The sequence below is a fragment of the Peribacillus sp. TH27 genome, assembly GCF_016650915.1.
Taxonomy (GTDB): Bacteria; Bacillota; Bacilli; order Bacillales; family DSM-1321; genus Peribacillus; species Peribacillus butanolivorans.
In genome coordinates, this window is sequence record NZ_JAEKEV010000002.1 from 1274143 (window position 1) to 1299018 (window position 24876).

Genomic DNA, 24876 nt, shown 5'->3' on the forward strand with positions numbered 1-24876 from the left:
AGAGTGTTCCCTATTCAATCATTTTCTTGCAATTAGTCTTTTTTAACTTGGTTCATTACTTCTTCAGCAAAGTTTTCTTGACGTTTTTCAAGACCTTCGCCTACTTCATAACGAACGAATGATTGGATTTTTCCACCTTTTGATTCTACGAATTGTCCAACTTTTTGATCTGGATTTTTAACGAAAGCTTGTTCGTTCACACAGATTTCTTCGTAGAATTTGTTGATACGTCCTTCAACCATTTTCGCAACGATTTTTTCTGGTTTACCTTCATTAAGAGCTTGTTGTGTAAGAACTTCACGTTCGCGGTCTAGTTCGCTTGCATCCACTTGGTCACGTGAAATATATTTCGGGTTAATAGCAGCGATATGCATTGAAACGCCTTTAGCTGCCTCTGCATCAGTTGTACCCTCAAGAACAGAAAGCACACTGATACGTCCACCCATGTGAAGGTATGCGCCAAATGCGTCATTATCTGTTTTTGTAACAACTTGGAAACGACGTAGAGTTAATTTTTCACCAATTTTAGCAACTGCTGCATTGATATGATCTGCAACTTTTGCTCCATTTTCCATTGTTTGCTCAAGAGCAATTTCAACGCTTTCAGGTTTGTTAGCAAGAAGGAATGCAGCCAATTCTTTAACAAGAGCTTGGAAGCCTTCGTTTTTAGCAACGAAATCTGTTTCTGAGTTCACTTCAAGGATAACTGCTTGGTTTCCTTCAACAACGATAGAAGTTAAACCTTCAGCAGCGATACGGTCTCCTTTATTAGCAGCTTTCGCAATTCCTTTTTCACGTAGGAAATCGATTGCTTTTTCCATATCACCTTCAGTTTGTACTAGCGCCTTTTTACAGTCCATCATGCCGGCACCAGTTTTTTCACGCAATTCTTTAACTAATTGTGCAGTGATTGCCATAATATTTATCCTCCTCAAATTAAATGCAGTTTATTCAGTCTTTACCCATTTTGCCAGATAATACCTGTTTTCATCAATAAAAACAACAAATTATAGCAAAATTCTCAAAAAACCATCAACCGGTCAGTCTTATGGACAAAACCCTGATGTCATATTATCTTCATTCCCTGAAAATCAACCGTAACGTTTTTAAAAAATTCGCCCGGGATTTATGTATGCTTATTTAGTGCAAAAAAAAGGGATAAAAGGCATTATCCTCTTATCACCTTTTTTTCTTACTAATTAAGCAACCTTTTTTGCCTATTAAGCAGTTGTTGTTTCAGTTGCTGTTTCTTCGCCTTGTTTAGCTTCTAAGATAGCATCTGCCATTTTACCTGTTAATAATTTAACAGCACGGATTGCATCGTCATTCGCAGGAATAACTACATCGATTTCATCCGGATCACAGTTTGTATCAACGATACCAACAAGTGGAATGTGTAATTTGTGTGCTTCCGCAACAGCAATACGCTCTTTGCGAGGGTCGATAACGAAGATCGCATCTGGAAGAGTCTTCATATCTTTAATACCGCCTAAGAATTTCTCTAAGCGATCCCATTCTTTTTTAAGTTGGATAACTTCTTTTTTAGGAAGTACTTCGAAAGTTCCGTTTGCTTCCATTTTTTCGATATCTTTAAGACGAGTAATACGTTTTTGGATTGTTTCAAAGTTTGTTAAAGTTCCACCTAACCAACGTTGGTTTACATAGTACATACCAGAACGGATAGCTTCTTCTTTAACAGATTCTTGAGCTTGTTTTTTAGTACCAACGAAAAGAACAGTTCCACCGTTAGCAGCTAGTTCTTTAACGAAGTTATAAGCTTCCTCAACCTTTTTAACTGTTTTTTGAAGGTCGATGATGTAGATGCCGTTACGCTCAGTGAAGATATATTTCTTCATTTTCGGGTTCCAGCGACGTGTTTGGTGTCCGAAATGCACACCAGCTTCAAGCAATTGTTTCATAGAAATGACTGACATTTTAGTTCCTCCTAAATGGTTTTGTTTTTCCTCCGCACCGATCATTTTCATACAGAAACTGTCTAAACAGCACCATCTGTTAGAATCACGGGGCGTGTGTATTAACACCATTTCATAATATATCATAATGATACGACACAATCAAGCACAAATTATCTATTCATGCGAAACTTTAATAAAAGTTCAATTTCTGTTTTGCCGCGATTTAATTTTTTTGCGATTTTTTCTATAGAATGGCCTTGATCCGCTAAATATTCTACTTGTTCATTTAATGATAATTCATTTAATCCAACCTGTAACATGCCTGAAAATTCTTTTTCATACTCCTGGTTGGACAGAGAAGGGGCTTCTGAAGAAAGGTCCAATCTATCTTCCGATTTTAAGAGAAATCTATGCTCCTCATTATCTTCTGGCTGTTTTTTAAAGGCTTCGGTAGCTTGCTTTTTTGTTCCCATATGCCGCCCTTCTTTGTAATCGAGCAACATTTTTTTCTCTCGCTTGATTTCGTTATCTCTCGTGGAATTCTTCACTACCGCACGTTCTTGTTCTTCATGCTCACGCTTGGGTTTTAATGCAACTGAATTCGTAAAAGTCTTTACCAACGTCTCGTTATCTTCCTTCATTTCCATTAAATAACCAGACAAAAGTTCTTCCATCTCACTTATGATGGCTTTTTGGTCTTTTTCGAGCTTACATAAACGATTTTGACGGAGATATAAAACGACAACGGCGAAAATGGTGAGTATGTTTAAAAGAAACAGTAGAAACATAAAAATTACTAACATGGTGCCTCCTCTTAACCCGAATAGTCAATCCTGATTCCTTTATACGGATGAGAATCTTTTTTCACTGTTGTTGTTTTTTTCTTATTTTCTTTCTGCCTATCTTTTTTAAGAAACTGCCATTTATCGGCATTCCCTTCTTTTTCATAAAAATGAGCGGGAAGCTTTTGTTCTTCACTTACTACAGTCTTTTGTTTCCGTTCTTGATTCTCTCGAACTTGATGGGCAGCATGATCTTGTTGGATTAAATTTTTTTGTTGATTTTGCTCTTGGATTTTCCCTGCATCTTGGGTTCTTGAAAGAGCAATTTGCATCTCTATCGCGTTAAAACTCATGACAACCCACCCCTTTCTATAAAAACGGCATTTACAGTACTCTTTCTGACCTTAACTCAAAATACTGAACAAGGAACTAGCAAGTATTATCGTCATCGTAACCAATTAAGTTGGATGGATGGACCTGAACTGGGCAGTGGATTTTTTTGTTGGCGATTTGAAGAGTATTGCTGGTTTACTCTACAATTGGGATGCAAAACACAACTCGAACTACACTTTCAGGCACCAATATAGAATACTATGTAATTTATATACCTTGTACAGGGTCTATTTTCGAACACATGACGATTTAATCTGGGTGATATTATTTATTATGCACTTAGGGAAGAAACCCTCAACCGTTTCCAGATTCCATCTCTCGGATAGAAAATGGAAAGGAACTCTTTAACAGCATGATATGAAACCCAGCCTCCATGCCCCTTTACCCTCTCTATATTACTGCTTAATTCTTTTTATCCTGCATCGCGTTTCTTAGTTTATATATCGTCTTAGAATGGATCTGAGAAATCCGCGAAGTAGATAGGCTCATTACTTGTCCAATTTCGGTTAAAGTAAGCTCTTCTTTATAAAAAAGTTGTAAAACCAACTGTTCCTTTTCATTAAGTGTTTCTATAACTTTGGCTAATTCCACATACAGTTCTTCCCTTAACAGATGTTCCTCAGGTAGATTTGCTTTTTCATCTTTAATATGAAAGTTTGTGCCTTCTTTATCATCTTGCTCTTGAGGATTCTCATCCATTGATAAAACGTTGGCAAAGAAATTCTCATTTAATGCAGCATATACATCATCTTCCGGAATATTTAATTCAGATGCAATTTCATTTGGCGAGAGATTCCTCATGTATTTCTGCTCTAATTTTTCGATCGCAGACTCAATTTTCTTGGCTTTATCTCTAGCACTTCGCGGGAGCCAATCTTCTTTCCTTAATCCATCTAGTATCGCGCCACGAATTCGAAATGAAGCATATGTGTCAAATTTCAGATCACGTTTTGGATCAAATCGTTCTAGGGCATTGAATAACCCCATCATCCCCAAACTCCTTATATCATCACGGCTCACATTTTTAGGCAGGCTCACTGAAATACGTTGGACATGATAAGATACAAGTGGGATATATTTCTTAACCAAAATGTCCCCGGCTTGTTGATCTCTGCAGTCAATCCAATTTTTCCAGCATAACTGTTCCTCTCCGATATTCAGATTAGACATAGGACTTCCTCCTAACATTGTATACATTTTGTAATCAAAACGGCCCTCGAAGGCTCTAGATGCAACAATATTTTGATTGCAAGTGTTCCTGTCATTTCAAGTTGCACTTTTTTCTGACAAGTCGTAATCCCTTATTATATGTTTTTTGTCCCTTTATTCACGGTCCGGATATTTAACATACAATCTTTCGAATTAAATTCTATTGTTCTACCGCTATTCCCACCCACATCTTCAGCAACAACATGGATGTGCAAGTCTGCTAATTCTTTCCGGACGGCTTCCACATTTCTGGGCCCTATTCTCATGAAATCCCCTCCAGAGGCAAATTGAAACATTTGTGCCCCACCAGCCATCTTTGCTTTTAAAAAAATCAATCTTGCCCCTTCTTTTACTAAGCGCTGCACTAATTCCTTTACCGCCGTATCTGCAAATTTGGCAACGTTAATATGTCCCGATTTAGCGAGTGAAGAGTCAGGCAACATGACGTGAGCCAAACCGGCAATCTCTTTTTTTTCATCATAAATCACAACTCCAACACATGATCCTAGACCAGAAGTACGGATCGAATAGGGAGGTTTTACAATATTCATATCTGCTATGCCGACTTTTACAACCTTGACCTGTAATAATTCAGTCATTTGTTGTCACTCCTAAAGAGGAGAAAATGATATCAAAAGATTCAGGATCGGGTAACAGAAAGAAATGTCCGTCTATAGATTCCGCAAATAGCTGATCCTTTTCAAGTACAGTATCTATGACAATGGCCGTGTCACTTACTTGTGACAATTCCAATAATCCATAACTGATTGTTGCTCCTACCATGTCAATACTCAATGACGGAACAGATGGATATAAATTCAATTGGGTGAAATCTGATAGAGAAGTTAGATAGGATCCCGACAATATATTCCCTAATTCCTGAAGGCAAGAAAGCGCCAAATCAGTATATGGAGTGGAATCTATTGAAAAGGTTTCATCTCCTGTCATCTGTTGAATGAAGTATTCAGCCACAGGTAGAGAAAGGATGAAAAACATGCTACCGGAAGCATCGCCTACTATTCGCAAGAAAATGCTAGCAACAACTTGTTCAGCCCCACCAGCCATTTCCATCATTTCATCAAAGGAAACCACTCGGACATTAGGAACATTCATATCAATTTTCCTATTAAGAATTGCCGAAAGTGCAGTGGCTGCGTGCCCTGCGCCAATATTGCCAATTTCCTTCAAGATATCGAGCTGAAGGGGATTAATTTTCTCAATAAACGACATATGATTATCCTTCTATTCTCATATTTTCATTTACTTCAAGACTTAAAGCCTTTTCCAAATTAATTAACACGAGCAGTCGTTTTTCAATTTTAGCCACGCCGCTAATGTATTCTGACGCCGAATGACCAACAACTTCCGGCTGCGGTTCGATACTATCAACTGGAATATCCAATACATCATTGGCAGAGTCTACTATTAACCCCACTTCCATATCATCTAAAATGACCACGATAATCCTTGTAGAGTCGTTGTATTCTAACTCTTCAAGACCAAAACGGACCCGTAAATCAATAATTGGGGTAATTACACCCCTTAGATTTATGACTCCCTTAACAAGCTGAACAGCCTTAGGAACTCTTGTTATATGCAAAAGTTTTTCAATTCCACTAACTTTATCTACTGGAATGGCATATTCTTTATCTTTAATTTGAAATACAATTACTTTCATATCTTGAACGAGATTTGTAGTCGACATCTATTCTCCTCCTCTTAAATTTATGATGATAGCAGAGAGTAGCCTTCACGATGCCTGAATGCGAACAACCACTTAAATCAGAACTCTTCCGCCCATTGCATAACCACGGTTAAACCCTGCTGACCGTCGTTTCCTCTCTATTTCTCTATCGGTCAATGAATCAATGTGTTGCAATCAATGATCAAAGCAACTTGACCATCACCTAATATCGTTGCCCCAGATATCGCAAAAGCAGATGTTAAATAATTACCAAGAGATTTCAAGACGATTTCGAGTTGTCCAATAAATGAATCCACAACTAATCCTGCCAATTTATCACCTTTTCTGACAATAACCACAGAGAGAAATTCCTCTTCTTCCTGATGCACAGGCACTTCAAAAATTTCCTTCAGGAACAGGAGCGGTAGAACTTTCCCCCTGAAGTCAATAACTTGTTGATTATGAGCATTCATGATATCTTCTTTTTTTATAATCGCAGTCTCTATAATAGAAGAAAGTGGAATAGCATATTTTTCCTTTTGGATTTCAACCAGCATTACAGAAATTATCGATAATGTAAGGGGAAGTTGAATAAGGAATATAGATCCTTCGTTCTCTTTTGAATCGATCGTTACAGACCCACCCAATGACTCGATCGTATTTTTAACCACATCCAGCCCTACACCACGTCCTGATACATCTGAAATGGTTTCAGCTGTTGAGAACCCTGAAGCAAAAATTAATTCATAGATTTGCTTATCTGTTAAAGTAGCAGCAGCTTCCTTTGTCAAAATTCCATTGGAAAAGGCCTTGTTTAAGACAAGATCTTTATTTATTCCCGCTCCATCATCGTCAATTTCAATGAAAACATGGTTGCCGCTGTGATACGCTTTTAAAAGGATTTTCCCTTCTTCATTCTTCCCTTTCGCTAGACGTTCTTCAGGTGTTTCAATTCCATGATCCATTGCATTTCTTAATAAATGGACGAGTGGATCACCAATTTCATCTATAACTGTACGATCAAGTTCTGTTTCAGCTCCGATGATTTCCAAATCTACTTTCTTATTCAAATCCCTTGCTAATTGACGAACCATTTTAGGGAAACGATTGAATACAGTTTCTACAGGAACCATCCGCATATTCAACACAATTGTTTGCAAATCGCTGGTTATCCGGGACATTCTTTCAACTGTTTCATGCAGTTCCTGGTTATCCAAATCGCTTGAAATTTGATCGAGTCTACCTCTATCAATTACAAGTTCCTCAAATAAATTCATTAATATATCAAGCCGCTCGATATTTACCCGAATAGTCTTACTTGAGGCCGGCTTAACAGGTGCCTGCTTCTTAGTCTCCTTATTCTCACTTAAAAGCAAGGCGTTCCTTTCTTGGGCCTGGTTATCCACTGCAGCTTTTTTTTCCTCCTTAGCATTGGCAGTGTGTCGTAGATCGTCAAGATTAAGAGCATTTATATCAACTTTTTCCACTTCAGAAATCTTCATGACTTTTTTATGAAGCTCTTCACTCGATTCTTTTGTTACCACCGTAACTGTAAACTTCCGATCAAACTGTTCTTCTTCCAAAAGTTCAACTGGTGGATTGGACTTGATTACTTCACCTGATTTTTCAAGCACCTCATATACCATAAATACCCTCGCTGCTTTTAAAAGACAGTCTTCACGCAAATCTATCGAAATTTCATAACTGTCGAATCCTTGTTCTTTGGACTGCTGCAGGACTGTCAATTCAAATTCATCGTACTCACCACTTGTCACTTCTTCCTTTTCATGAACAGTAGATGCAGCTGCAGTCTCTGCGATAGAAGAGAAAACAGGCGACTCCCCTTTTTCAATCAATTGCAGCTGACGAACAACATTCTTCACATCTCTTTTTCCATCGCCACCTTCAGCAATAGACATGACAATTGCTTCTAAATCATCAACGGCTAAAAATATCACATCAAACAATTCAGGGGTAAGAATAATTTGACTGTTTCGAATCGCATCCAACACATTTTCCATTTTGTGGGTCAAGTTCGCTAAATCCTCATACCCCATGGTGGCCGACATCCCTTTTAAAGTATGAGCGGAACGAAAGATTTCGTTAACAATTGAAAGGTCTTCCGGGTTTTTCTCAAGTACCAACAGCTGTTCACTGCACGTTTGAAGATGTTCTTTACTTTCTTCAATAAATACCTCTAGATACTGATTCATATCCATGCAATCTCCACCTCCACTTGTTAACAATAGCTAATTATTGCGTTAGCTATTGTTTCTACATCCTCTATGCTATCTATCAAATTGGTAGCAATCGCCGCTTTCGGCATTCCAAATACGATTGATGTCTTCTGTGACTCTGCAATCGCTTTTAAAGGACCCGATTGATTCAACTTAATCATCCCACTTGAACCATCCATCCCCATCCCGGTCATGATGACAGCTATTTTCGCAAAATCAGTAATTTCACTTACTGATTCAAACAGCACATCTACTGAAGGGCGGTGTCCGCTACGCAGTTCGGATTGATCCAAAAGTACTGCAATGCTCATCCCCACTTTTCTCACTTTCAGGTGAAGACCTCCAGGGGCAATATAAGCAACTCCTTTTTGGATCAGTTCCCCATCCTCTGCTTCCTTCACTTGAATCCTACATAATGAATTTAGACGGTCAGCCAAGGATTTTGTAAAACCAGAGGGCATATGCTGGACAACAAGAATAGGTGCATCAATTGTTTCTGGGAGTCCCGTCAATACTGTCTGAAGAGCCCTTGGTCCTCCAGTCGATGTACCAATGACTATAATTTTTTTATTCCAATTGGACCATTTATTTTTATTTTTTTCATTTTCTAATATTTCTCTTGTATCTTTTTTACTATATTTTCCCCAAAACGATGGATTTCCCTCAATATTTATTGCATTTTTTTGTAGTTTGTGAACATTCTCACGGCTGGCTGCCATAACTTTTTCAAACCCGTTCTTTCTTAATTTTGTACAAATCCAGTGAAATGGCACCTAAAGGTTTAGCCACAAAGTCAAAGGCTCTACTGTACATAGAAGCAAAGGTATTTTCCATTCCTTCTTTCATCGTGCTTGAAAACATGATTTCAGCAGTTGGACATTCATCCATAATCCGATTTAATGCTTCTCTTCCATTCATAACCTGCATCTCTACATCTAAGGTGTCGAACTTTCTCAAATACGCAGAATCATCCACAATCAGCACTTTAACTTTATCCATGTAAGGAGACCTACTTTCCAAGAAGATATCTCTTCATATTGCTAAGGAAGTTGCTTTTTTGTAAAGTCAATTCTCCACCAAATGAATGGCTTGTATATCTCGATGCAATATCCATAAGAGCTTTAGATACATTAGCTTCAGAATCAAAAAGGATAAAGGGTATTTGTCTTGAAACAGCTTTGGAAACAGTTCTATCGTCCGGCAGGTAACCAAGTGCTACACTTTCCAGCCCCAAAAATTTCTTAAGTGCATTTTGAAGCCGCATAATCGTTTCTTTGCCTTCCTTATTTGTGAAAACTCTATTACAAACCAGAAAATATGGAATTTCTTTTTTGACGGAATGTATGTATTTCATTGTAGAGTAGGCATCCATTACGGAAGTCGGTTCAGGCGTCGTAATAACGATTAACTCATCAACACATAACAGAAATTTTGCCGAGTCCTGAGTTATACCTGCCCCCATATCAAACAAAATATAATCATAATCCGTCAACAGCAAACTAAATTCTTCATTAAACCGCATAAACTTGTTTTCATCGAGGGAAAAGAGGCTTGTCAGCCCTGTTCCACCCGTAATGATTGAAATACTCTCTGGGCCTGTCGTCATAATATCTATCAAGCTACGACCACTTTCAAAGAAATCAACGATACTGTAAGATGAATGTTCACCAATCAAAATATCTATATTTCCCATCCCGATATCCATATCGAACAACAGGACCTTATTTCCTCGTTTAGATAAAGCGAGGGAAAAGTTCAAAGAAAAGTTAGATTTTCCGACGCCACCTTTACCACTTAAAATGGCAAGAGTTTTAGCCACTGATTGATTTTGGTGGGTTTCCAGTCTTCTTCGTAAGTTCTCAGCTTGATCTTTCATATTTTTTAGCCCCAAAAGCCATTTTCAATAGCTGTAATGATGTAGCTTTTTCAATATCATCTGGTACATTCTGTCCATTTGTAATATAAGCGGCTCCTAGTTTATGAGCGTGTATAAAATTAAATATAGCCCCGAAAGTAGATGTCTCGTCAGCTTTAGTAAAAATGACCTGTTTAATTGGTATGCTAGCAAACTGCCGATAAATATCTTCCATATCCTTTTGCTTCGAAGTCAATGACAAAACTAAATATGTTTCCATCTCATCTGTAAAATCAATAATTTCACTAAGGTCTTTAACATACTGTGGATTGCGAAAATTCCTTCCAGCAGTATCTATAAATACATAGTCATAATGAGAAAAACGTTCCGTTGCTTTTTTAAAATCTTCCAAATTATACGCTACTTCAATCGGAACATTTAAAATCTTTGCATACGTTTTAAGCTGATCTATTGCTGCAATCCTGTATGTATCTGTCGTAATGAAAGCCACTTTTTTACCATACCTAAGCATGGTCTCTGCTGCTACTTTAGCGAGGGTGGTTGTCTTACCAACTCCTGTTGGTCCAACAATATTAATATATTTTTTTTGCAGACCGGGTTTCCCGTTTTGAACCTTCTCCAATATTTCAAATAAGGCTTCTTCTAACCAACCTTGTACTTCTTCGTCAGTGGATTGTTGTTTGAGAGCAAACCATTTTTCAAGTAATTCATCCATGATTTGCGAGCGAAGCTGTACATCCACTTCCTGCTCTGTGAGATAATCATTGATTTTCTGCAGTTTTCCCGGATAGTGTCTATCAGATGTGATTTGTATACTTTTAATCATATCCTTTAAACCTTCTAATTCTTTTAATAGATCCGTACTTTCATTGTTACCTTCCTGTGTAATAGTGCTATTACTCGATATTTCTTGTTTCACAGGCAACTTCTTCGTTTTTTGTTTAGTTACCATTTGGTTGGGCTGTGAAACTGGATCGATGGCTGCAATGACTTCGATATTCCGTTTTTTAAATAATCCTAGGAAACCACCAATATAGACAGCTTTTGAACTTAAAATAATCGCATCACTGCCTAATTCTTCTCTTATTCGCTTCATAGCTTCGGCCATTGATGGTGCCATATATTTCTTTACTTTCAATCGATATTCACCACCCCTACACTTTGTACTTCTACATTCGATTCGAGTTCATTGTATGAAAGAATCGGTACATTAGGAAAATAACGTTCTGTTAACTGCCGGGTATACATCCGTACTGCTGGAGAACAAAGTAGGATTGGTTGATGTTCCATTAACGTCAGCTCATCCAATTTGGCCGCAATTGCCTCCAATATGGACTGAGATATATTTGGATCTAGTGATAAAAAGTTTCCATGTTCAGTTTGTTGCACTCCATCTGCAATGGTTTTTTCTACTTTTCCCGATAACGTGATGACTTTTATTCGATTTTCTTCTACGATAAAGGAATTAGTAATCTGCCTGGCTAAATTCTGTCGTACATATTCAGTAAGCAAATCTGTATCCGTCGACAACTTACCATAATCAGCAAGTGTTTCGAAAATGATTGATAAGTTCCTTATAGAAACTTTTTCCTTTAACAATTTTGCCAATACCTTTTGTACATCACCTATCGACAAGGGATTCGGGGTGACCTCTTCTACAAGAATTGGTGATGATTCACCAAGATAATCGATCAATTGTTTCGTTTCCTGCCTGCCCAAAAGCTCATGAGCATTCGCTTTTATGACTTCCGTTAAATGTGTGGATACAACACTTGGAGGATCTACAACTGTATAGCCCATCATCTCTGCATGCTCTTTCATATCATCCGTAATCCATTTAGCTGGTAGACCAAATGATGGTTCTATCGTATCGATTCCTTCTATTGATTCATCTTCTATTCCTGGACTCATTGCCAAAAAGTGATTCAGAAGCAATTCCCCTTTTGCAATTTCATTTCCCTTAATTTTTAGCCGATACTCATTAGGGTTCAACTGGATATTATCTCGTATTCTGACGACTGGAATGACAAGTCCCATTTCAATTGCCAGTTGTCGGCGGATCATGACGACACGGTCTAGTAAGTCTCCCCCTTGATTGGCATCAGCAAGGGGAATTAGTCCATATCCAAACTCGAATTCGATTGGATCGACACTCAAAAGGTTAACGACACTTTCTGGACTTTTCATTTCATCTGTTTCCAACACTTCTTCCATTTCTTGTATTTCACTTTCATTCGGCTGTGGTATCCTAGAAATCGTATACCCTCCTATGACTAATAACGCTGCAATTGGAAACGTAAATATATCTGAAATTGGCGTGAATAAACCTAGCAAAAAAATTGTTGCTGCAGTCAAGTAAAGCATCTTTGGAAATTGAAATAACTGTTCAACAATATCTGATCCAAGATTACCATTCGAGGCTGCCCGGGTTACGACTATTCCTGTTGCTGTTGAAATCAATAAGGCAGGCACTTGACTGACAATTCCATCTCCAACTGATAACATGGAAAAATGAACAGCAGATTCTCCAAAACTCATATCCAATTGCATGACACCAATAATCATTCCAAAAATCAAATTGATGATGACAATGATAATACCGGCGATGGCGTCTCCTTTAACAAACTTACTCGCTCCGTCCATGGATCCATAAAAGTCAGCTTCATTGCTGATTTTTTCTCGTCTGGTACGTGCGTCATTTTCTGAGATCATCCCAGCATTCAAATCTGCATCAATGGCCATCTGTTTCCCAGGCATCGCATCTAGCGTAAATCTTGCTGCCACTTCTGACACCCGTTCAGAACCTTTCGTGATGACGATGAAATTGATGATAACCAAAATGATAAATACAACTAAACCTACAAGCACGTTCCCTCCGACTACAAACGAGCCAAAGGTTTCGACTACACCGCCAGCATCACCATATGTCAAAATGGCACGTGTCGTCGACACATTCAACCCCAGCCTGAATAATGTCAGTAAAAGGAGCAAGGAAGGAAATATTGAAAATTCCAAAGGCTCTTTCATATTCATCGTAGTCAATAGAACCAACAGCGCAAGAGATATATTTAAAAGAAGTAAAATACTTAACAACCATGTTGGTAATGGAATGACCAACATGGCAACAATCATGATGACGCTCGATATGACAACTAAATCTCTTGCTCGCATGTTCTTCTCTCCTAACTAGCGGGTCACATTTTACTTCCTTACAGCTTACCTTTCGTTTTATAAACAAAGGCGAGTATTTCAGCGACTGCCTTAAAAAATTCCTCAGGAATCGCCTGGCCTATTTGCGCTTGATCATATAAGGACCTTGCCAAAGGACGGTTTTCTACCATGATCACATCGTTTTCTTTAGCAATATATTTAATTTTCTGAGCTACAAAATCAACGCCTTTTGCCACTACAAACGGAGCCTCCGCCTTATTTTCATCATATTTTAAAGCAATCGCAAAATGCGTCGGGTTTGTGATGACGACATCAGCATTTGGCACTTCCTGCATCATTCTCTGCGCTGCCATCTGCCTTTGCTTTTGCTTAATCTTTGATTTAATTAACGGGTCACCTTCGGAATTTTTATATTCATCCTTAATATCCTGTTTGGACATCCGGATGTTTTTTTCAAAGTCATATTTTTGATACAAATAGTCTAATAGAGCAATGAACAATAAAGCCACGGCAGCATAATACCCTACCTTTATCGTAATATCTGCCAATGTTGCCATTGCTTCTTCCACAGAAATCTGGGATAAAATCATAATCTCGTCCATACGCTGCCAAAGTACATAAAAGGCAACTAAACCTACAAATGATATTTTAAGAATGGATTTCAATAATTCAACAATGGCCCTCAAGGAAAAAATACGTTTGAACCCTTTAATAGGATCCAATTTTTCAAGTTTAAACTGAATTGACTCAGTAGAAAACATAAACCCAATTTGCATCACATTAGCCAAAACTCCTGCAATCACCGCTGCTGCAAAAACAGGACCGAGGATAAGTCCCATCTCCTTCAAAACCTCTATCATAGTAATTTGTATATTTTCCTCACTGAATCCTGCAATCGTAAAGTGTTGCAGATATTCTTTCATGAGACCGAGAAGATGATTGTACATATAAGGTCCCATCATCAATAGCACCGAAAACACAGCAATTAAATTCACAGAGGTATTTACATCCTGACTTTTAGCTACCTGTCCTTTTTTCTTCGAATCCTGACGTTTTTTTAGAGTCGCCTTTTCCGTCTTTTCACCAGCGAAAAACTGTAAATCCAGCTGAATCCACCCCATGTTATACTCCTCCGATCAGCTGCATTAACTGACGCATCGTCACAAGTAAGAAATTAAAAAGTTGGGTAACAACCGTCATCATCATTCCCATGACTATCACTATAACCGCTAAACCTGCTATAATTTTCACTGGAATTCCGACAACAAATACATTTAATTGGGGAACTGTCCTTGCCAGAATTCCAAGCGTGACATCCACTAAAAAAATGCTGCCCACTACTGGAATTGACATTTGCAACGCAATCATGAATGTCTTACTAAATGCTTTGGCCAAGTACTCTATTAATGCCTGGTCCCCAAAGGGCACAAATAATTGATCAATCGGGATGAACTGATAGCTATAAAAAATTCCATCCAAAAGCAAATGATGACCGTTTGTACTTAAAAGAAATAATAAGGCAATCGTATATAGATATTGTCCCATTAATGGACTTTGAGCCCCTGTTTGCGGATCGATGACATTGGCAATTGAAAAACCCATTTGAAAGTCAATTAACCCACCTGCAACTTGAACCGCTGATAAAATCATATAGGCAGCAAACCCGATGAAAAGCCCTACAAATGCTTCCTTTATGATTAATAAATAAAATGTGACATCCAAAGCTAGAACCGGCGCTTCAATGGTATAGTACATAATCCAAGCAAGGAAAATCCCAAGTCCGATTCGATGCTGTATCGGTATAGATCGATACGAAAAAATCGGCATTGCCACGAAAAAGGTTGTAACCCTGACCACTATTAATAAAAATGCAGGAAAGTACGGAAATATATCCTCCATTCTCTACCCTACAAATCGATTCAAGTTACCGAATATTTCATTTGCGTATGATAATAGATGACTTAGCATCCATGGAGCGAGTAAAATAAGTGCCAATAAGACAGCCACAATTTTTGGAACGAAGGCCAAGGTCTGTTCCTGAATCTGTGTGGTCGCCTGAAAGATACTTACTAATAGTCCTACAACAAGAGCTATCAACATCAAGGGGCCAGCTATGATCAATACCATATAAATTCCTTTTTCTGCTACATCAATAACAAACTCTGCGCTCATTTTTTCTCACCTGCTTAAAAACTCTGTAATAAAGACTTCACTACTAAATACCAACCATCAACAAGAATGAAGAGGAGGATTTTAAACGGCAAGGAAATCATGACTGGTGGTAACATCATCATCCCCATCGACATCAGGACACTTGCAACGACCATATCAATAACCAGAAATGGAATGAAAATCATAAAACCTATTTGGAAGGCTGTTTTGATTTCACTAATTGCAAAAGCTGGTACAAATGCGGTCAAGGGAATATCCTGTATCGTTTCCGGCTTATCGACCTTGGCATATTCTAGAAATAAGGCCAAGTCCTTCTGCCTTGTATGGGCACTCATAAATTCCTTAAAAGGAATCGCAGTCTGCTCATACGCCTCTTCTAAATCTATTTCTTCATTAAATAGAGGAGTTAATGCTTTTTCGTTCACTTCCTGAAAAGTCGGTGCCATTACAAAAAATGTCATAAAAAGAGCTAGACCAACCAGGACTTGATTCGGCGGCATCTGTTGTGTAGCAAGCGACGTTCTCACAAAACTGAGGACAATAATGATTCTTGTAAAGCATGTCATTAAAATCAAAATGCTTGGAGCAAGCGATAAAACAGTCATCAGGAGAACAAGTTTGACGGAAGTAGAGACATTAGTGGGATCGCTGTTATTAAAAAACTCCATGAACTCATTCATTGTCTCTTCCTTTCCTTTCAAGCTCATTTAACAGATTCTTCCTACTATCAGACATTTGATCGAGCTGATTTTTGAACTCTGAGGAAAAACTATTAGTTTCGATTTCTCTTTTTTTCAGCCACTTATTTTTCAATTTCGTGGCAAATTCTCCTGGCTGAATCATTTGATCCATTTTTTCGTTGTAATCTTTCATTAACTGCTCATATTCCTCGGGATTATCTATTTCTTTCAAGAGCTGTATGTTTTCGCCAACTCCGACTACTAATATTCTACCGCCCACTTTAACAAGCTGAACCGATCGATTTGCTCCAAGGCTTGTGCCGCCTAAATTCTCTACTGAATTTGCTTTTTGATACGATTTACTTTTTTTATTTATGAACTTTAATATGATATATAAAAGCCCCACCACAAAAATGGTCGCAAAGATCATCCTTAGAAACTCCCAAATAGTTATCCCCACTTGTTCGGGATTTGAAGCTTGTTTGGTAGTTTGGGAGTCTTTTGATTTATCCGTTTTCAAATCATCTGGCTGTTCATAAACATCCTTAACTGTTTTATCAAGATCTTCCGCACTCGCCTGAATGGCCCCTGAGAAGAAAACTGCTATCACAAGTGAGACCTGAAGCCATTTTTTAATAAAAAACAATATGAAGACACCCTCTTACTTCATTAACTTAATGCTTTATTTATGGCTTCCAATACCCTGTCTGCCTGAAATGGTTTCACGATAAAGTCTTTTGCCCCTGCCTGGATTGCATCAATAACCATTGCTTGTTGCCCCATTGCAGAACACATTATGACCTTCGCTTGCGGATTTACCTTTTTAATTTCTTTTAATGCTGTGATTCCATCCATTTCAGGCATAGTAATATCCATCGTTACAAGATCCGGATGCGTTTCTCTATATTTCTCTACTGCCTGAGCACCATCTGCTGCTTCTCCAACAATTTCAAAACCATTTTTAGAAAGGATATCTTTTATCATCATTCTCATAAATGCTGCATCGTCAACAATTAAAATTTTATTTGCCATTTTTTTGTCCTCCAAATTTATCTAAGTTTTTTTAGTCGATCGCTCTGACTCATAATATCCGTAACACGAACTCCAAAGTTTTCATCAATCACAACAACCTCGCCTTTTGCAATTAAGCGGCTGTTTACCAGGATATCCACCGGTTCACCAGCTAATTTATCCAATTCAATTATAGAACCAGATGACAGCTCTAGAATTTCTTTGACAGAGCGCTTTGTTCTCCCAAGCTCTACGGTTACCTGCAATGGGATATCCATCAGCATGCTAAGATTTTTCGTTTCGGACTCTTGAAGCTGATACGGCTGAAAACTGGAAAAACTGGCTGGCTGAACATTTACCGGTTGTCCTGTTGGAACGGATGAAACTCCAAAATGTTGCGGTTCATTCGGTATTTTGTATGTCGGTTTTGTTTGGTAACCACTATGTCCATAATTCTCATTTGTCGGCCGATTCGATACAGGATTTTGGAATGATACCGGCTCTTGAAGAGAATTGCTCTGTGTTGGGTTGGTTTGTATCTGTTCCATTTTATTTTCATCGGCTTCACTTTCACTTGTTCCATTTAATAGTTCACTGACTAACCCTTTTGCAAATTCTAAAGGCAACAGTTGCATAATGTTGGAATCAATTAATGTCCCCACTCTTAAACGGAAAGAAATTTTTGCAAATAAATCCTCATCCGGTATTGCACTTTCACCTTCACCATTTAAAAAGTTCAGTAAATCGATGCTTGGTGGTGAAATATCTACCTTTTTACTGAAAATGGTCGACATTGATGTAGCAGCCGAACCCATCATTTGGTTCATTGCTTCCTGGACCGCACTTAGTTGAATTTCTCCTAGCATCTCTGAAGGATTCAAACCATCACCGCCAAGCATCAAATCGGCAATGATCGCCGCATCACTTTGTTTGATGACAAGCATATTAATGCCTGTAAAACCTTCTGTATATTGCACTTGGATGGCTACATAGGGATGCGGGAATTCTTCCGCAATCTTACCCCTTTCAATTAATGTAACCGCCGGGGTAGTGATATCCACTTTCTGATTCAACAAAGTGGATAAAGCAGTGGCCGAACTCCCGAAAGAGATATTCCCAATTTCACCGAGCGCGTCCAGTTCCATCATTGATAAATAATCTTCTATCGAAAGAAAGTTCACCTCATCTTCTATATCACTTGTACCTTTTAAAAGGGCATCTATCTCGTCTTGTGAAAGCATTTCATCACTTATCATTTTCGTCTCCCCCTTTCAAAATATTAAGAATCTGGATGGCGTGTTTTTTACCTACTTTGCCTGGTTGTCCACTATATTTCGGAATTCCCCCTACTTTAATTGTTAAAGGCTTATCGATAGCATGATTTAAATCGATGACATCACCTACATCAAGCAGAAGGAAATCCTGGATAGCGATATCCGTAGTTCCTAATTCGGAAATAATTGAGAGATCTGCATTCCTAATACGATTTTCCAAAACCTTGATTTCCTCAGGAATTCTTTCTTTTTGAGAATTTTCCATCCAGTAGTGAGCAGACAACTTCGGTATGATTGGTTCTAAAACGACGTGAGGAATACAAATGTTAATCATTCCGCTCGTTTCACCGATTTGCGTATTTAGAGATATGACTACAACTGTGTCATTTGGTGAAACCAATTGTAAAAATTGCGGATTCACCTCAAACTCTGTCATTACCGGTTCGATATCAACAATCGTCCCCCAAGCTTCTTGTAAATTTTCAAAAGCCTTTTCAAATAGATTTGACATGATCTTTGTTTCTATTTCAGTTAAGCTGTCGACTTTATTAACGCTGATACCCCGTCCTCCCAAAACTCTATCCATCATGGAATAAGCGATATTCGGATTGACCTCAAGAATGATACGGCCATCCAGAGGCGGTACCTCAAACACATTCAAAATGGTCATCTTAGGTATTGAACGTATAAACTCTTCATATGGAATTTGATCTGCAGATGCTACGGATATTTGAACATATGTCCTCAGCTGAGCAGAGAAATAAGTTGTAAGCAATCTTGCAAAGTTCTCGTGTATCCTAGTCAAACTGCGGATTTGATCCTTTGAAAACCGAAGTGCTCTTTTAAAGTCGTACACCTTCACTCTTTTTTCTACTTCTTCTTTCTTTAAATCATCTGCATCCATTTCACCTGTAGAAATGGCCGATAACAAAGCATCGATTTCATTTTGCGATAATATTTCCCCGGACATTAGCACTCACCTCCAAAGCTTCCCCTTCTTATTTAATGAAGCAAGGATGTTCTCATTGAAGAATCGAGGAGGTTATATAAACCTTTTCAACTTTTCCTTCTTCCATTAATTCATTAATTCTAGTCTTTAACGTATCCTGAAGTTTTTCCTTGCCCTTTTTACCAGTTAACTCTGCCGCTTTCATTTCGGACAGTTCGGCAATAATAATGTTTTTCACCTGAAAACTTCTTTTTTCCAACTCTTCTTTTGCTTTTTTATTTTCTGTTTGGACCATAAATGAGATTTTGATATAATCATTACCCGAAAGATTCGTTGTAATTTCAGGAATTTCAACAGATGATTTGATAATTTCATCTATGGAGGGTTTACCCTCTGCAGATGTGGGGTCAGATAACTTTGTAACAACCACGACCGCTATTACGCCAACAAGAGTAATTGCCACCAGCATAATCAACATAATCGTCAATAGTTTTTTTTTCATAACCTTTCCTCCTCATCATCACGCAATCCCAGAACATTCACGGTACGATAAAATTGTATAATAGCTTGAATTATTTCTTCTTCCTTCTCGAGCACCACGATTTTCTTCCCATTTGTAAACGTAATAGTCGAATCCGGCAACGATTCGACCGTATCTATGTACAATGCATTGATATGAAAGCTTTTGCCATTCAGCCTTGTGACTTTAATAATAATATTTAGGAGCCAGAGCAAATAAGCACCTGGCTCCTCCCTCCCTTAACTTATCGTTTTAAGTTAACCAGCTCTTGTAAAATTTCATCCGACGTCGTGATAATTCTTGAATTCGATTGGAATCCACGTTGCGCGACGATCATTTCCGTAAACTCTTCTGATAAATCGACGTTGGACATTTCCAAAGAACCTGATGCAATTGTTCCGCGTCCTTCACCTGCGACATTGATGTTTGCTGTACCAGAGTTTATTGATTCTTGGAATATATTGCCTCCTGTTTTAGTCAATCCGGATGCATTTGTAAACTTGGCAATAGCCAGTTGACCCAAAGTCACAATTTTCCCATTTGAGTAGATACCGCTAATTTCACCTGATGGCCCAAAATTAAAGCTCTCCAGTTTCCCTTCTTTATTACCATTCGGGTTGACCATAGCTGTAGTTGTTCCTTTATCTTGGGTGAGAGTAGAGAAATCGAAATCTAATTTTATTTTTTTACTATCATCACTGTCATCACCTTTACTAATATCAATTGATAGGTTAACATCGCTTGTCACATCGCATTTACCATCCGTAAAACTAAGAGTAGTTAAAGGCTCTAGTTCAGAGTCCGAAGTTGGATCCTGATCATAAACTCCCCAATTATTCTCACCATTTTTCTTGAAATAAATAGTTGTTGTTTGTTCTTTACCTTTTTCATCAACAACTTTTATTTGCTGGCTGAATACGGAACCCTCAATTGCGTCCGCTGCCAAGTTTTCACTTACGGATACTTTTGTAGTTGTTACAGCAGGTAAAACCGCATTAACGTTTACAGATACATCTCCGATTGTTTTTGATGGTTTTCCGTTTGCATCAACCTTGTAGGCCTGCACTTTCATTCCATTAGAATTTACAAGCGTGCCATTATCATCTAAATAGAAGTTACCAGCACGTGTATAAGATAATACATCTCCTTCTTTGACGACGAAATATCCATCTCCAGATATACCCAAATCAAGATCGCGTCCAGTAGTTTGCAAGCTTGATTGAGTATGAATGGTGTCAATTGTTGCGATAGTTGACCCCAATCCAATCTGCTTAGAATTGGTACCACCTTTATTTGCTGTCGCGGCACTAGCACCAGATATTGTTTGGTTCATCGTATCACTGAATGTTACACGACTTTTTTTGAAACCATAGGTGTTGACATTAGCCACATTATTCCCAATAACATCTAATTTTGTTTGTAAGTTCTTCAATCCGCTTATTCCTGAGTACATTGAACGAAGCATTATAAGCTCCCCTTTCATATCGTGACTGCTTCTGTCATTCCACAGCCTAGGCTTCCTATACTAGGTCCGGCCTATTAATCTAATAGTATGGTACCATTGATATTCGTAAAAATTTGAGACGAGGCTTCCTCTCGATCCACAACAGTAATGACTTTGTTATTTTTAGTGCTGATTACGAGTGCCGCGTTATCGATAATAATAAGAGATTCTGTCACACCCATCTTTTTGGCCTCATTTGCTTTATCGGCTATTTTGTCCCAAGTTTGTTGCTCTATTACTATTTTCCTTTGATCCATCCGCATTTGTGCATGTTTACTAATTGTCAGCTTTTCATTAGTAGATATGGCTTCTTGAAAATGCTGTTGAAATCCTTGTTGGATCATTTGCCTTTGTCTTAAGGGAGTAGTTTTTGTTTGTGGAATCATCTGAGCGGAATTTGCTTGAAAACCGAGTTTATCCATTATTCCGCTCCTTAAGCACTAGCGATTTTGATCAATTGATCTAATGATAGTTTTGTGCCGCTTTGATCATCCACTTCTATCTGCACCTTGCCTTTATTCATGGATACTGATGTAACAACGGCAGAAAGGTCTCCATTTTCTTCATCATTCCATGTGACACGTTTGCCTATTAATTCACTTGCATTAGTCAAACTGTTAGATGTCGTGCTTGATTGTTTCATTGCCGAAATATTTGCTGGTTGAAGTTTTGTGCCATCTTCTAAAATGAAATAAATATTGTCACCTTTATATTGAATCGATTCCACGATACCTACACCTTCTTCTATCGCAAGGTTCTCACCGCTTTCATCCAATATATGCCAAGTTACTTCCTTACCAACGAATGAGTTATAGTTCATTAGACTATTTTGTTGGTTTAACCCAATTAGTTCATCTATTTGGGATCCTATATTCATCATTTGTTCCAAAGAAGAAAAAGTGGCCATTTGGGCTATAAATTCTGTATTGTCCATCGGACTGGAAGGATCTTGGTTTTGCAGCTGGGTAAGCAATAATTTCAGGAAATCATCTTTTCCGAGTGAATCGCCTGTTTTTCTATCTGATTGATAGCTTGATAATAATAGTGACGTATCAATGGTCGTCATTTCTTCACCTACACTTCTAGATTTAGCAGAGCTTCTGCAAAGGAGCCTGTAAATTCACTTTCCGTCTCGTCATTGCTTTCCCTCTTATTCTCTTGTTGTCTATTTTGTTCATCCGCATCTTTCTGGCTGAATTTCTCAGAGTTGAAAGCATTGTAAGCCTGTGATACTTCAATTTTTTCAATTTGGATATTTTGGCCGTTAAAGGCTTGCTTTAACCCGTGAATCTGTTTCTCCAGCATATTTTTTGCTTGCGCCGATGTGGCCAAAATTTTTGCTGTCATCATGCCATCCTTTTGAATCAACTCAATTCTAAGTGACCCTAGGTGTTCGGGATTCAATTTTATTAACAGTTTATTTACACCGTTAGCCCCTGTGAAATTTGCTTTACTCAAGATACTTTCAAACTGTTTAACAAACTCTTCCTGACTGACAGTTTGTCCACCCTTAGCAGCCGTCAAGACGAATTGTTCAAGCTTTGTCATTAGAAATGACATACCCGAACCTTGATAGTAACTACTATCCGCTGTTTTTAAAGTCAGACCGGTACTATTTGTTCCATCTTTACTTTCCTTGTCGCTTCCAGTTAATTGTGAGAATGCGCTTTTCACAGTTTCCAATGTTTTATTTTGCCCTTTTTCCAAAAGAAGAGAAAAATCAAGGTTAGTATTTGTTTTCTGATGCTGATTAGGCAGCCATTTTTCCAGTTTTCCTGATATCTCTTCAAGCAGATTTTTCATTTGCTTATGGATGGTTGCTTCATCTTGTGTCATATCTTTATTCTCTGATAAAAGATCGTGAAGTTTTACCAACTTTAATAGATTCGCTGTCCCCTCTAACGGGAGCTGTTTCCACTCTTCTTCACTCAACGAAGCAACCTGTTTTAGGATTGTATATAGTTCCATGACATTGGCTGATAACAGGCTTTGTGAATCCAACCTCAAGTCTTCCGGTTCTTGATCTAAATTGATTTCCTCTATAGTCGTAAAGAATTCTGTAAGAGTCTCTTCATTATTACCGCTAAGCCTTTTTAGTAACTGGAATAGGAGGGTTCTAACATCCCCTTGATTGTTTACTAAAGGATCTTCAGCAACACTTTCTTCCTCAAGGTCACTTAGACTGTTAAGTTTCAAAATATCTAGTAAATCCTTTAGAGTTGACAACCCCTCATTGGAAAGACGAAAGGATTCAGTATCTAATGGACTGCCTGAATCTACCCCTACGGCGGATTGAAGGACTGAACCAAACCCCAATTTCATCCCCTGGTTTTGCTTTAATTGAACAGTTTGACTTACTGCTGCCAAGGGGAATAAAGAATTAATGGCCAAATTCATATATTATTCACCTCCTTTAAAGCTTCCCCTTAAGAACTTTGCTCCGATAGTCTCTTCGTTAACCTGGCAGCATCTGCTGTTGTCATTTGCTCTAATACCTTCGCTAAAGTATCAGCTTTCATACTTGCCAAGATCTTAACAGCATCTTCATCACTCATTTCTGTAATGATAGGAGCTGACTTCTTTGGTGCCATGGTTTCATAAGTGCGTATTATATCTTTGAAAGCCTTTTTACTCCCATCCTGACTTTCTCTAAGCTGTTTCACTTCAGACTGAAGCTGCTGTTTTTCTGCTTCAGCCTTTTCAACGGCCTTGTCTCGTGTATCAATTATTCCTTCCAGCTTCTCTATCTCTTTTTCTTTGTTTTCTATTTCGGTTTCTAACTTCGCCAGTTTTCTTGAAACTTTCTCAGTGTCTTTGGCTGAGTTTTCTTTTACCTCATCCTTTTGAATAAGTTCGGCGAAGGGGATTTTAGCGGACATCTCCTTAGCCTTTTCCACTACATTAACCCCCGCAACTGAGAAAACTACCATGGCTACAGTTACCGCAAAGATTAGAGGGATGAAGATTACAAGAAACCATTGAAATTTGCTTATTTTATTTTCTTTTAATTCATCTAATCCAGTAGATTCAACTTTTTTACGCATTCTATCACCTAACGCCCTTTGCTAAAGAATTGCCGGATAGATATTTCATCCATTTGTTTATTCTCAGCTTCCTTTATGACATCCAGGAATTTAAGAAACTCATTTTCTTTCATTTTCTCGTACTTTTTGACTTCAATATTTCTTTCCAATAATACTTCCTGCAGGACATTCATTTTGTAACGGGCTTCAATGACTTCCTGTTGACAATGGCTTAAGAGCTTTTCCATATTGTCCATAAATAACTGATGATGGCGAATTTCCTGAACGGATAATCCATTTCGGAGCTTTTCCTGCTGGAATTCCAGAAGGTCTTCTTTTTTCTTTAAGAGCTTATACAATTTTTCGGCTACTTTTTCAAAAGTTTTTAGAGCAGCATTATATTTAGAAAGTGCGTCCCTTTTTTCTTTTTCCTTGATGGTTAGGATCTTCTCAAATTTATATTGATAAATCATTG

General features: G+C 38.1%; 28 protein-coding genes and 1 pseudogene. All 29 read right to left on the reverse strand.

Annotated elements, in window-relative coordinates; genetic code table 11:
• Nucleotides 1–32: 32 nt before the first annotated feature.
• Nucleotides 33–917 carry a translation elongation factor Ts gene (gene tsf, locus JFU24_RS07490; protein WP_056526827.1) on the reverse strand — a complete coding sequence of 295 codons (885 nt, stop codon included), beginning with the start codon at nucleotides 915–917 and terminating at the stop codon, nucleotides 33–35.
• A gap of 303 nt (nucleotides 918–1220) precedes the next feature.
• A complete protein-coding gene (gene rpsB / locus JFU24_RS07495) occupies nucleotides 1221–1934 on the reverse strand; it encodes a 30S ribosomal protein S2 (RefSeq protein ID WP_056526825.1) in 714 nt (237 codons plus the stop codon).
• 152 nt (nucleotides 1935–2086) lie between these two features.
• Complete coding sequence (locus JFU24_RS07500) at nucleotides 2087–2719, reverse strand: hypothetical protein (RefSeq protein ID WP_201249806.1); 633 nt, start codon at nucleotides 2717–2719, stop codon at nucleotides 2087–2089.
• Between the two features lie 11 nt (nucleotides 2720–2730).
• A complete protein-coding gene (locus JFU24_RS07505) occupies nucleotides 2731–3051 on the reverse strand; it encodes a hypothetical protein (protein ID WP_201181413.1) in 321 nt (106 codons plus the stop codon).
• Between the two features lie 442 nt (nucleotides 3052–3493).
• The gene (locus tag JFU24_RS07510) at nucleotides 3494–4261 is read right to left on the reverse strand and encodes a FliA/WhiG family RNA polymerase sigma factor (protein ID WP_201249807.1); all 768 of its coding nucleotides are present in this window, start codon (nucleotides 4259–4261) and stop codon (nucleotides 3494–3496) included.
• A gap of 134 nt (nucleotides 4262–4395) precedes the next feature.
• Complete coding sequence (locus tag JFU24_RS07515) at nucleotides 4396–4899, reverse strand: chemotaxis protein CheD (protein WP_056526815.1); 504 nt, start codon at nucleotides 4897–4899, stop codon at nucleotides 4396–4398.
• A complete protein-coding gene (locus tag JFU24_RS07520; RefSeq protein WP_201249808.1) occupies nucleotides 4892–5530 on the reverse strand; it encodes a chemotaxis protein CheC in 639 nt (212 codons plus the stop codon). Before JFU24_RS07520 ends, JFU24_RS07515 begins: the two co-directional genes overlap by 8 nt.
• A gap of 4 nt (nucleotides 5531–5534) precedes the next feature.
• The gene (locus JFU24_RS07525) at nucleotides 5535–6005 is read right to left on the reverse strand and encodes a chemotaxis protein CheW (protein ID WP_201181416.1); all 471 of its coding nucleotides are present in this window, start codon (nucleotides 6003–6005) and stop codon (nucleotides 5535–5537) included.
• Between the two features lie 152 nt (nucleotides 6006–6157).
• Nucleotides 6158–8203 (reverse strand): chemotaxis protein CheA, encoded by a 2046-nt coding sequence (locus JFU24_RS07530; protein ID WP_201181417.1) that lies wholly within the window; start codon nucleotides 8201–8203, stop codon nucleotides 6158–6160.
• A 20-nt stretch (nucleotides 8204–8223) separates the two neighbouring features.
• A pseudogene (gene cheB / locus JFU24_RS07535) lies at nucleotides 8224–9220 on the reverse strand (chemotaxis-specific protein-glutamate methyltransferase CheB).
• A 10-nt stretch (nucleotides 9221–9230) separates the two neighbouring features.
• Nucleotides 9231–10097, reverse strand: coding sequence for a MinD/ParA family protein (locus JFU24_RS07540; RefSeq protein ID WP_201249809.1), 867 nt, complete (start codon nucleotides 10095–10097; stop codon nucleotides 9231–9233).
• Nucleotides 10081–11235 (reverse strand): flagellar biosynthesis protein FlhF, encoded by a 1155-nt coding sequence (flhF, locus tag JFU24_RS07545; protein ID WP_201249810.1) that lies wholly within the window; start codon nucleotides 11233–11235, stop codon nucleotides 10081–10083. The genes JFU24_RS07540 and flhF overlap by 17 nt, the downstream gene beginning before the upstream one ends.
• On the reverse strand, nucleotides 11232–13268 hold the full coding sequence (gene flhA / locus JFU24_RS07550) for a flagellar biosynthesis protein FlhA (RefSeq protein ID WP_201249811.1): 2037 nt from the start codon (nucleotides 13266–13268) through the stop codon (nucleotides 11232–11234). Before flhA ends, flhF begins: the two co-directional genes overlap by 4 nt.
• Nucleotides 13269–13306: 38 nt before the next feature.
• Nucleotides 13307–14389: a flagellar biosynthesis protein FlhB gene (flhB, locus tag JFU24_RS07555; RefSeq protein WP_201249812.1), complete on the reverse strand. Its 1083-nt coding sequence runs from the start codon at nucleotides 14387–14389 to the stop codon at nucleotides 13307–13309.
• 1 nt (nucleotide 14390) lies between these two features.
• Nucleotides 14391–15167: a flagellar biosynthetic protein FliR gene (gene fliR, locus JFU24_RS07560; protein ID WP_201249813.1), complete on the reverse strand. Its 777-nt coding sequence runs from the start codon at nucleotides 15165–15167 to the stop codon at nucleotides 14391–14393.
• Nucleotides 15168–15170: 3 nt separating this feature from the next.
• Nucleotides 15171–15440, reverse strand: coding sequence for a flagellar biosynthesis protein FliQ (gene fliQ / locus JFU24_RS07565; RefSeq protein WP_056526792.1), 270 nt, complete (start codon nucleotides 15438–15440; stop codon nucleotides 15171–15173).
• Between the two features lie 14 nt (nucleotides 15441–15454).
• Nucleotides 15455–16120, reverse strand: a complete 666-nt coding sequence (gene fliP, locus JFU24_RS07570; protein WP_053348014.1) for a flagellar type III secretion system pore protein FliP — start codon at nucleotides 16118–16120, stop codon at nucleotides 15455–15457.
• A complete protein-coding gene (locus JFU24_RS07575) occupies nucleotides 16113–16766 on the reverse strand; it encodes a flagellar biosynthetic protein FliO (protein WP_201221403.1) in 654 nt (217 codons plus the stop codon). Before JFU24_RS07575 ends, fliP begins: the two co-directional genes overlap by 8 nt.
• 23 nt (nucleotides 16767–16789) lie before the next feature.
• A complete protein-coding gene (locus JFU24_RS07580; RefSeq protein WP_053345335.1) occupies nucleotides 16790–17152 on the reverse strand; it encodes a response regulator in 363 nt (120 codons plus the stop codon).
• 17 nt (nucleotides 17153–17169) lie between these two features.
• Nucleotides 17170–18387: a flagellar motor switch phosphatase FliY gene (fliY, locus tag JFU24_RS07585; RefSeq protein ID WP_201249814.1), complete on the reverse strand. Its 1218-nt coding sequence runs from the start codon at nucleotides 18385–18387 to the stop codon at nucleotides 17170–17172.
• A complete protein-coding gene (fliM, locus tag JFU24_RS07590; RefSeq protein WP_053345333.1) occupies nucleotides 18377–19375 on the reverse strand; it encodes a flagellar motor switch protein FliM in 999 nt (332 codons plus the stop codon). Before fliM ends, fliY begins: the two co-directional genes overlap by 11 nt.
• A gap of 52 nt (nucleotides 19376–19427) precedes the next feature.
• Complete coding sequence (fliL, locus tag JFU24_RS07595; protein ID WP_201221406.1) at nucleotides 19428–19856, reverse strand: flagellar basal body-associated protein FliL; 429 nt, start codon at nucleotides 19854–19856, stop codon at nucleotides 19428–19430.
• A complete protein-coding gene (locus JFU24_RS07600) occupies nucleotides 19853–20068 on the reverse strand; it encodes a flagellar FlbD family protein (protein WP_053348013.1) in 216 nt (71 codons plus the stop codon). Before JFU24_RS07600 ends, fliL begins: the two co-directional genes overlap by 4 nt.
• A 50-nt stretch (nucleotides 20069–20118) precedes the next feature.
• Nucleotides 20119–21339: a flagellar basal-body rod protein FlgF gene (flgF, locus tag JFU24_RS07605; RefSeq protein WP_201181432.1), complete on the reverse strand. Its 1221-nt coding sequence runs from the start codon at nucleotides 21337–21339 to the stop codon at nucleotides 20119–20121.
• A 74-nt stretch (nucleotides 21340–21413) separates the two neighbouring features.
• Nucleotides 21414–21800: a TIGR02530 family flagellar biosynthesis protein gene (locus tag JFU24_RS07610; RefSeq protein ID WP_242485300.1), complete on the reverse strand. Its 387-nt coding sequence runs from the start codon at nucleotides 21798–21800 to the stop codon at nucleotides 21414–21416.
• Between the two features lie 11 nt (nucleotides 21801–21811).
• Entirely contained in the window at nucleotides 21812–22444 is a 633-nt protein-coding gene (flgD, locus tag JFU24_RS07615) for a flagellar hook assembly protein FlgD (protein WP_201181434.1), read from the reverse strand.
• 8 nt (nucleotides 22445–22452) lie between these two features.
• The gene (locus tag JFU24_RS07620; RefSeq protein WP_201249815.1) at nucleotides 22453–23775 is read right to left on the reverse strand and encodes a flagellar hook-length control protein FliK; all 1323 of its coding nucleotides are present in this window, start codon (nucleotides 23773–23775) and stop codon (nucleotides 22453–22455) included.
• 29 nt (nucleotides 23776–23804) lie between these two features.
• The gene (locus JFU24_RS07625) at nucleotides 23805–24422 is read right to left on the reverse strand and encodes a MotE family protein (RefSeq protein ID WP_201181438.1); all 618 of its coding nucleotides are present in this window, start codon (nucleotides 24420–24422) and stop codon (nucleotides 23805–23807) included.
• Nucleotides 24423–24430: 8 nt separating this feature from the next.
• Nucleotides 24431–24874: a flagellar export protein FliJ gene (gene fliJ / locus JFU24_RS07630; RefSeq protein ID WP_201181441.1), complete on the reverse strand. Its 444-nt coding sequence runs from the start codon at nucleotides 24872–24874 to the stop codon at nucleotides 24431–24433.
• Nucleotides 24875–24876: the final 2 nt, after the last annotated feature.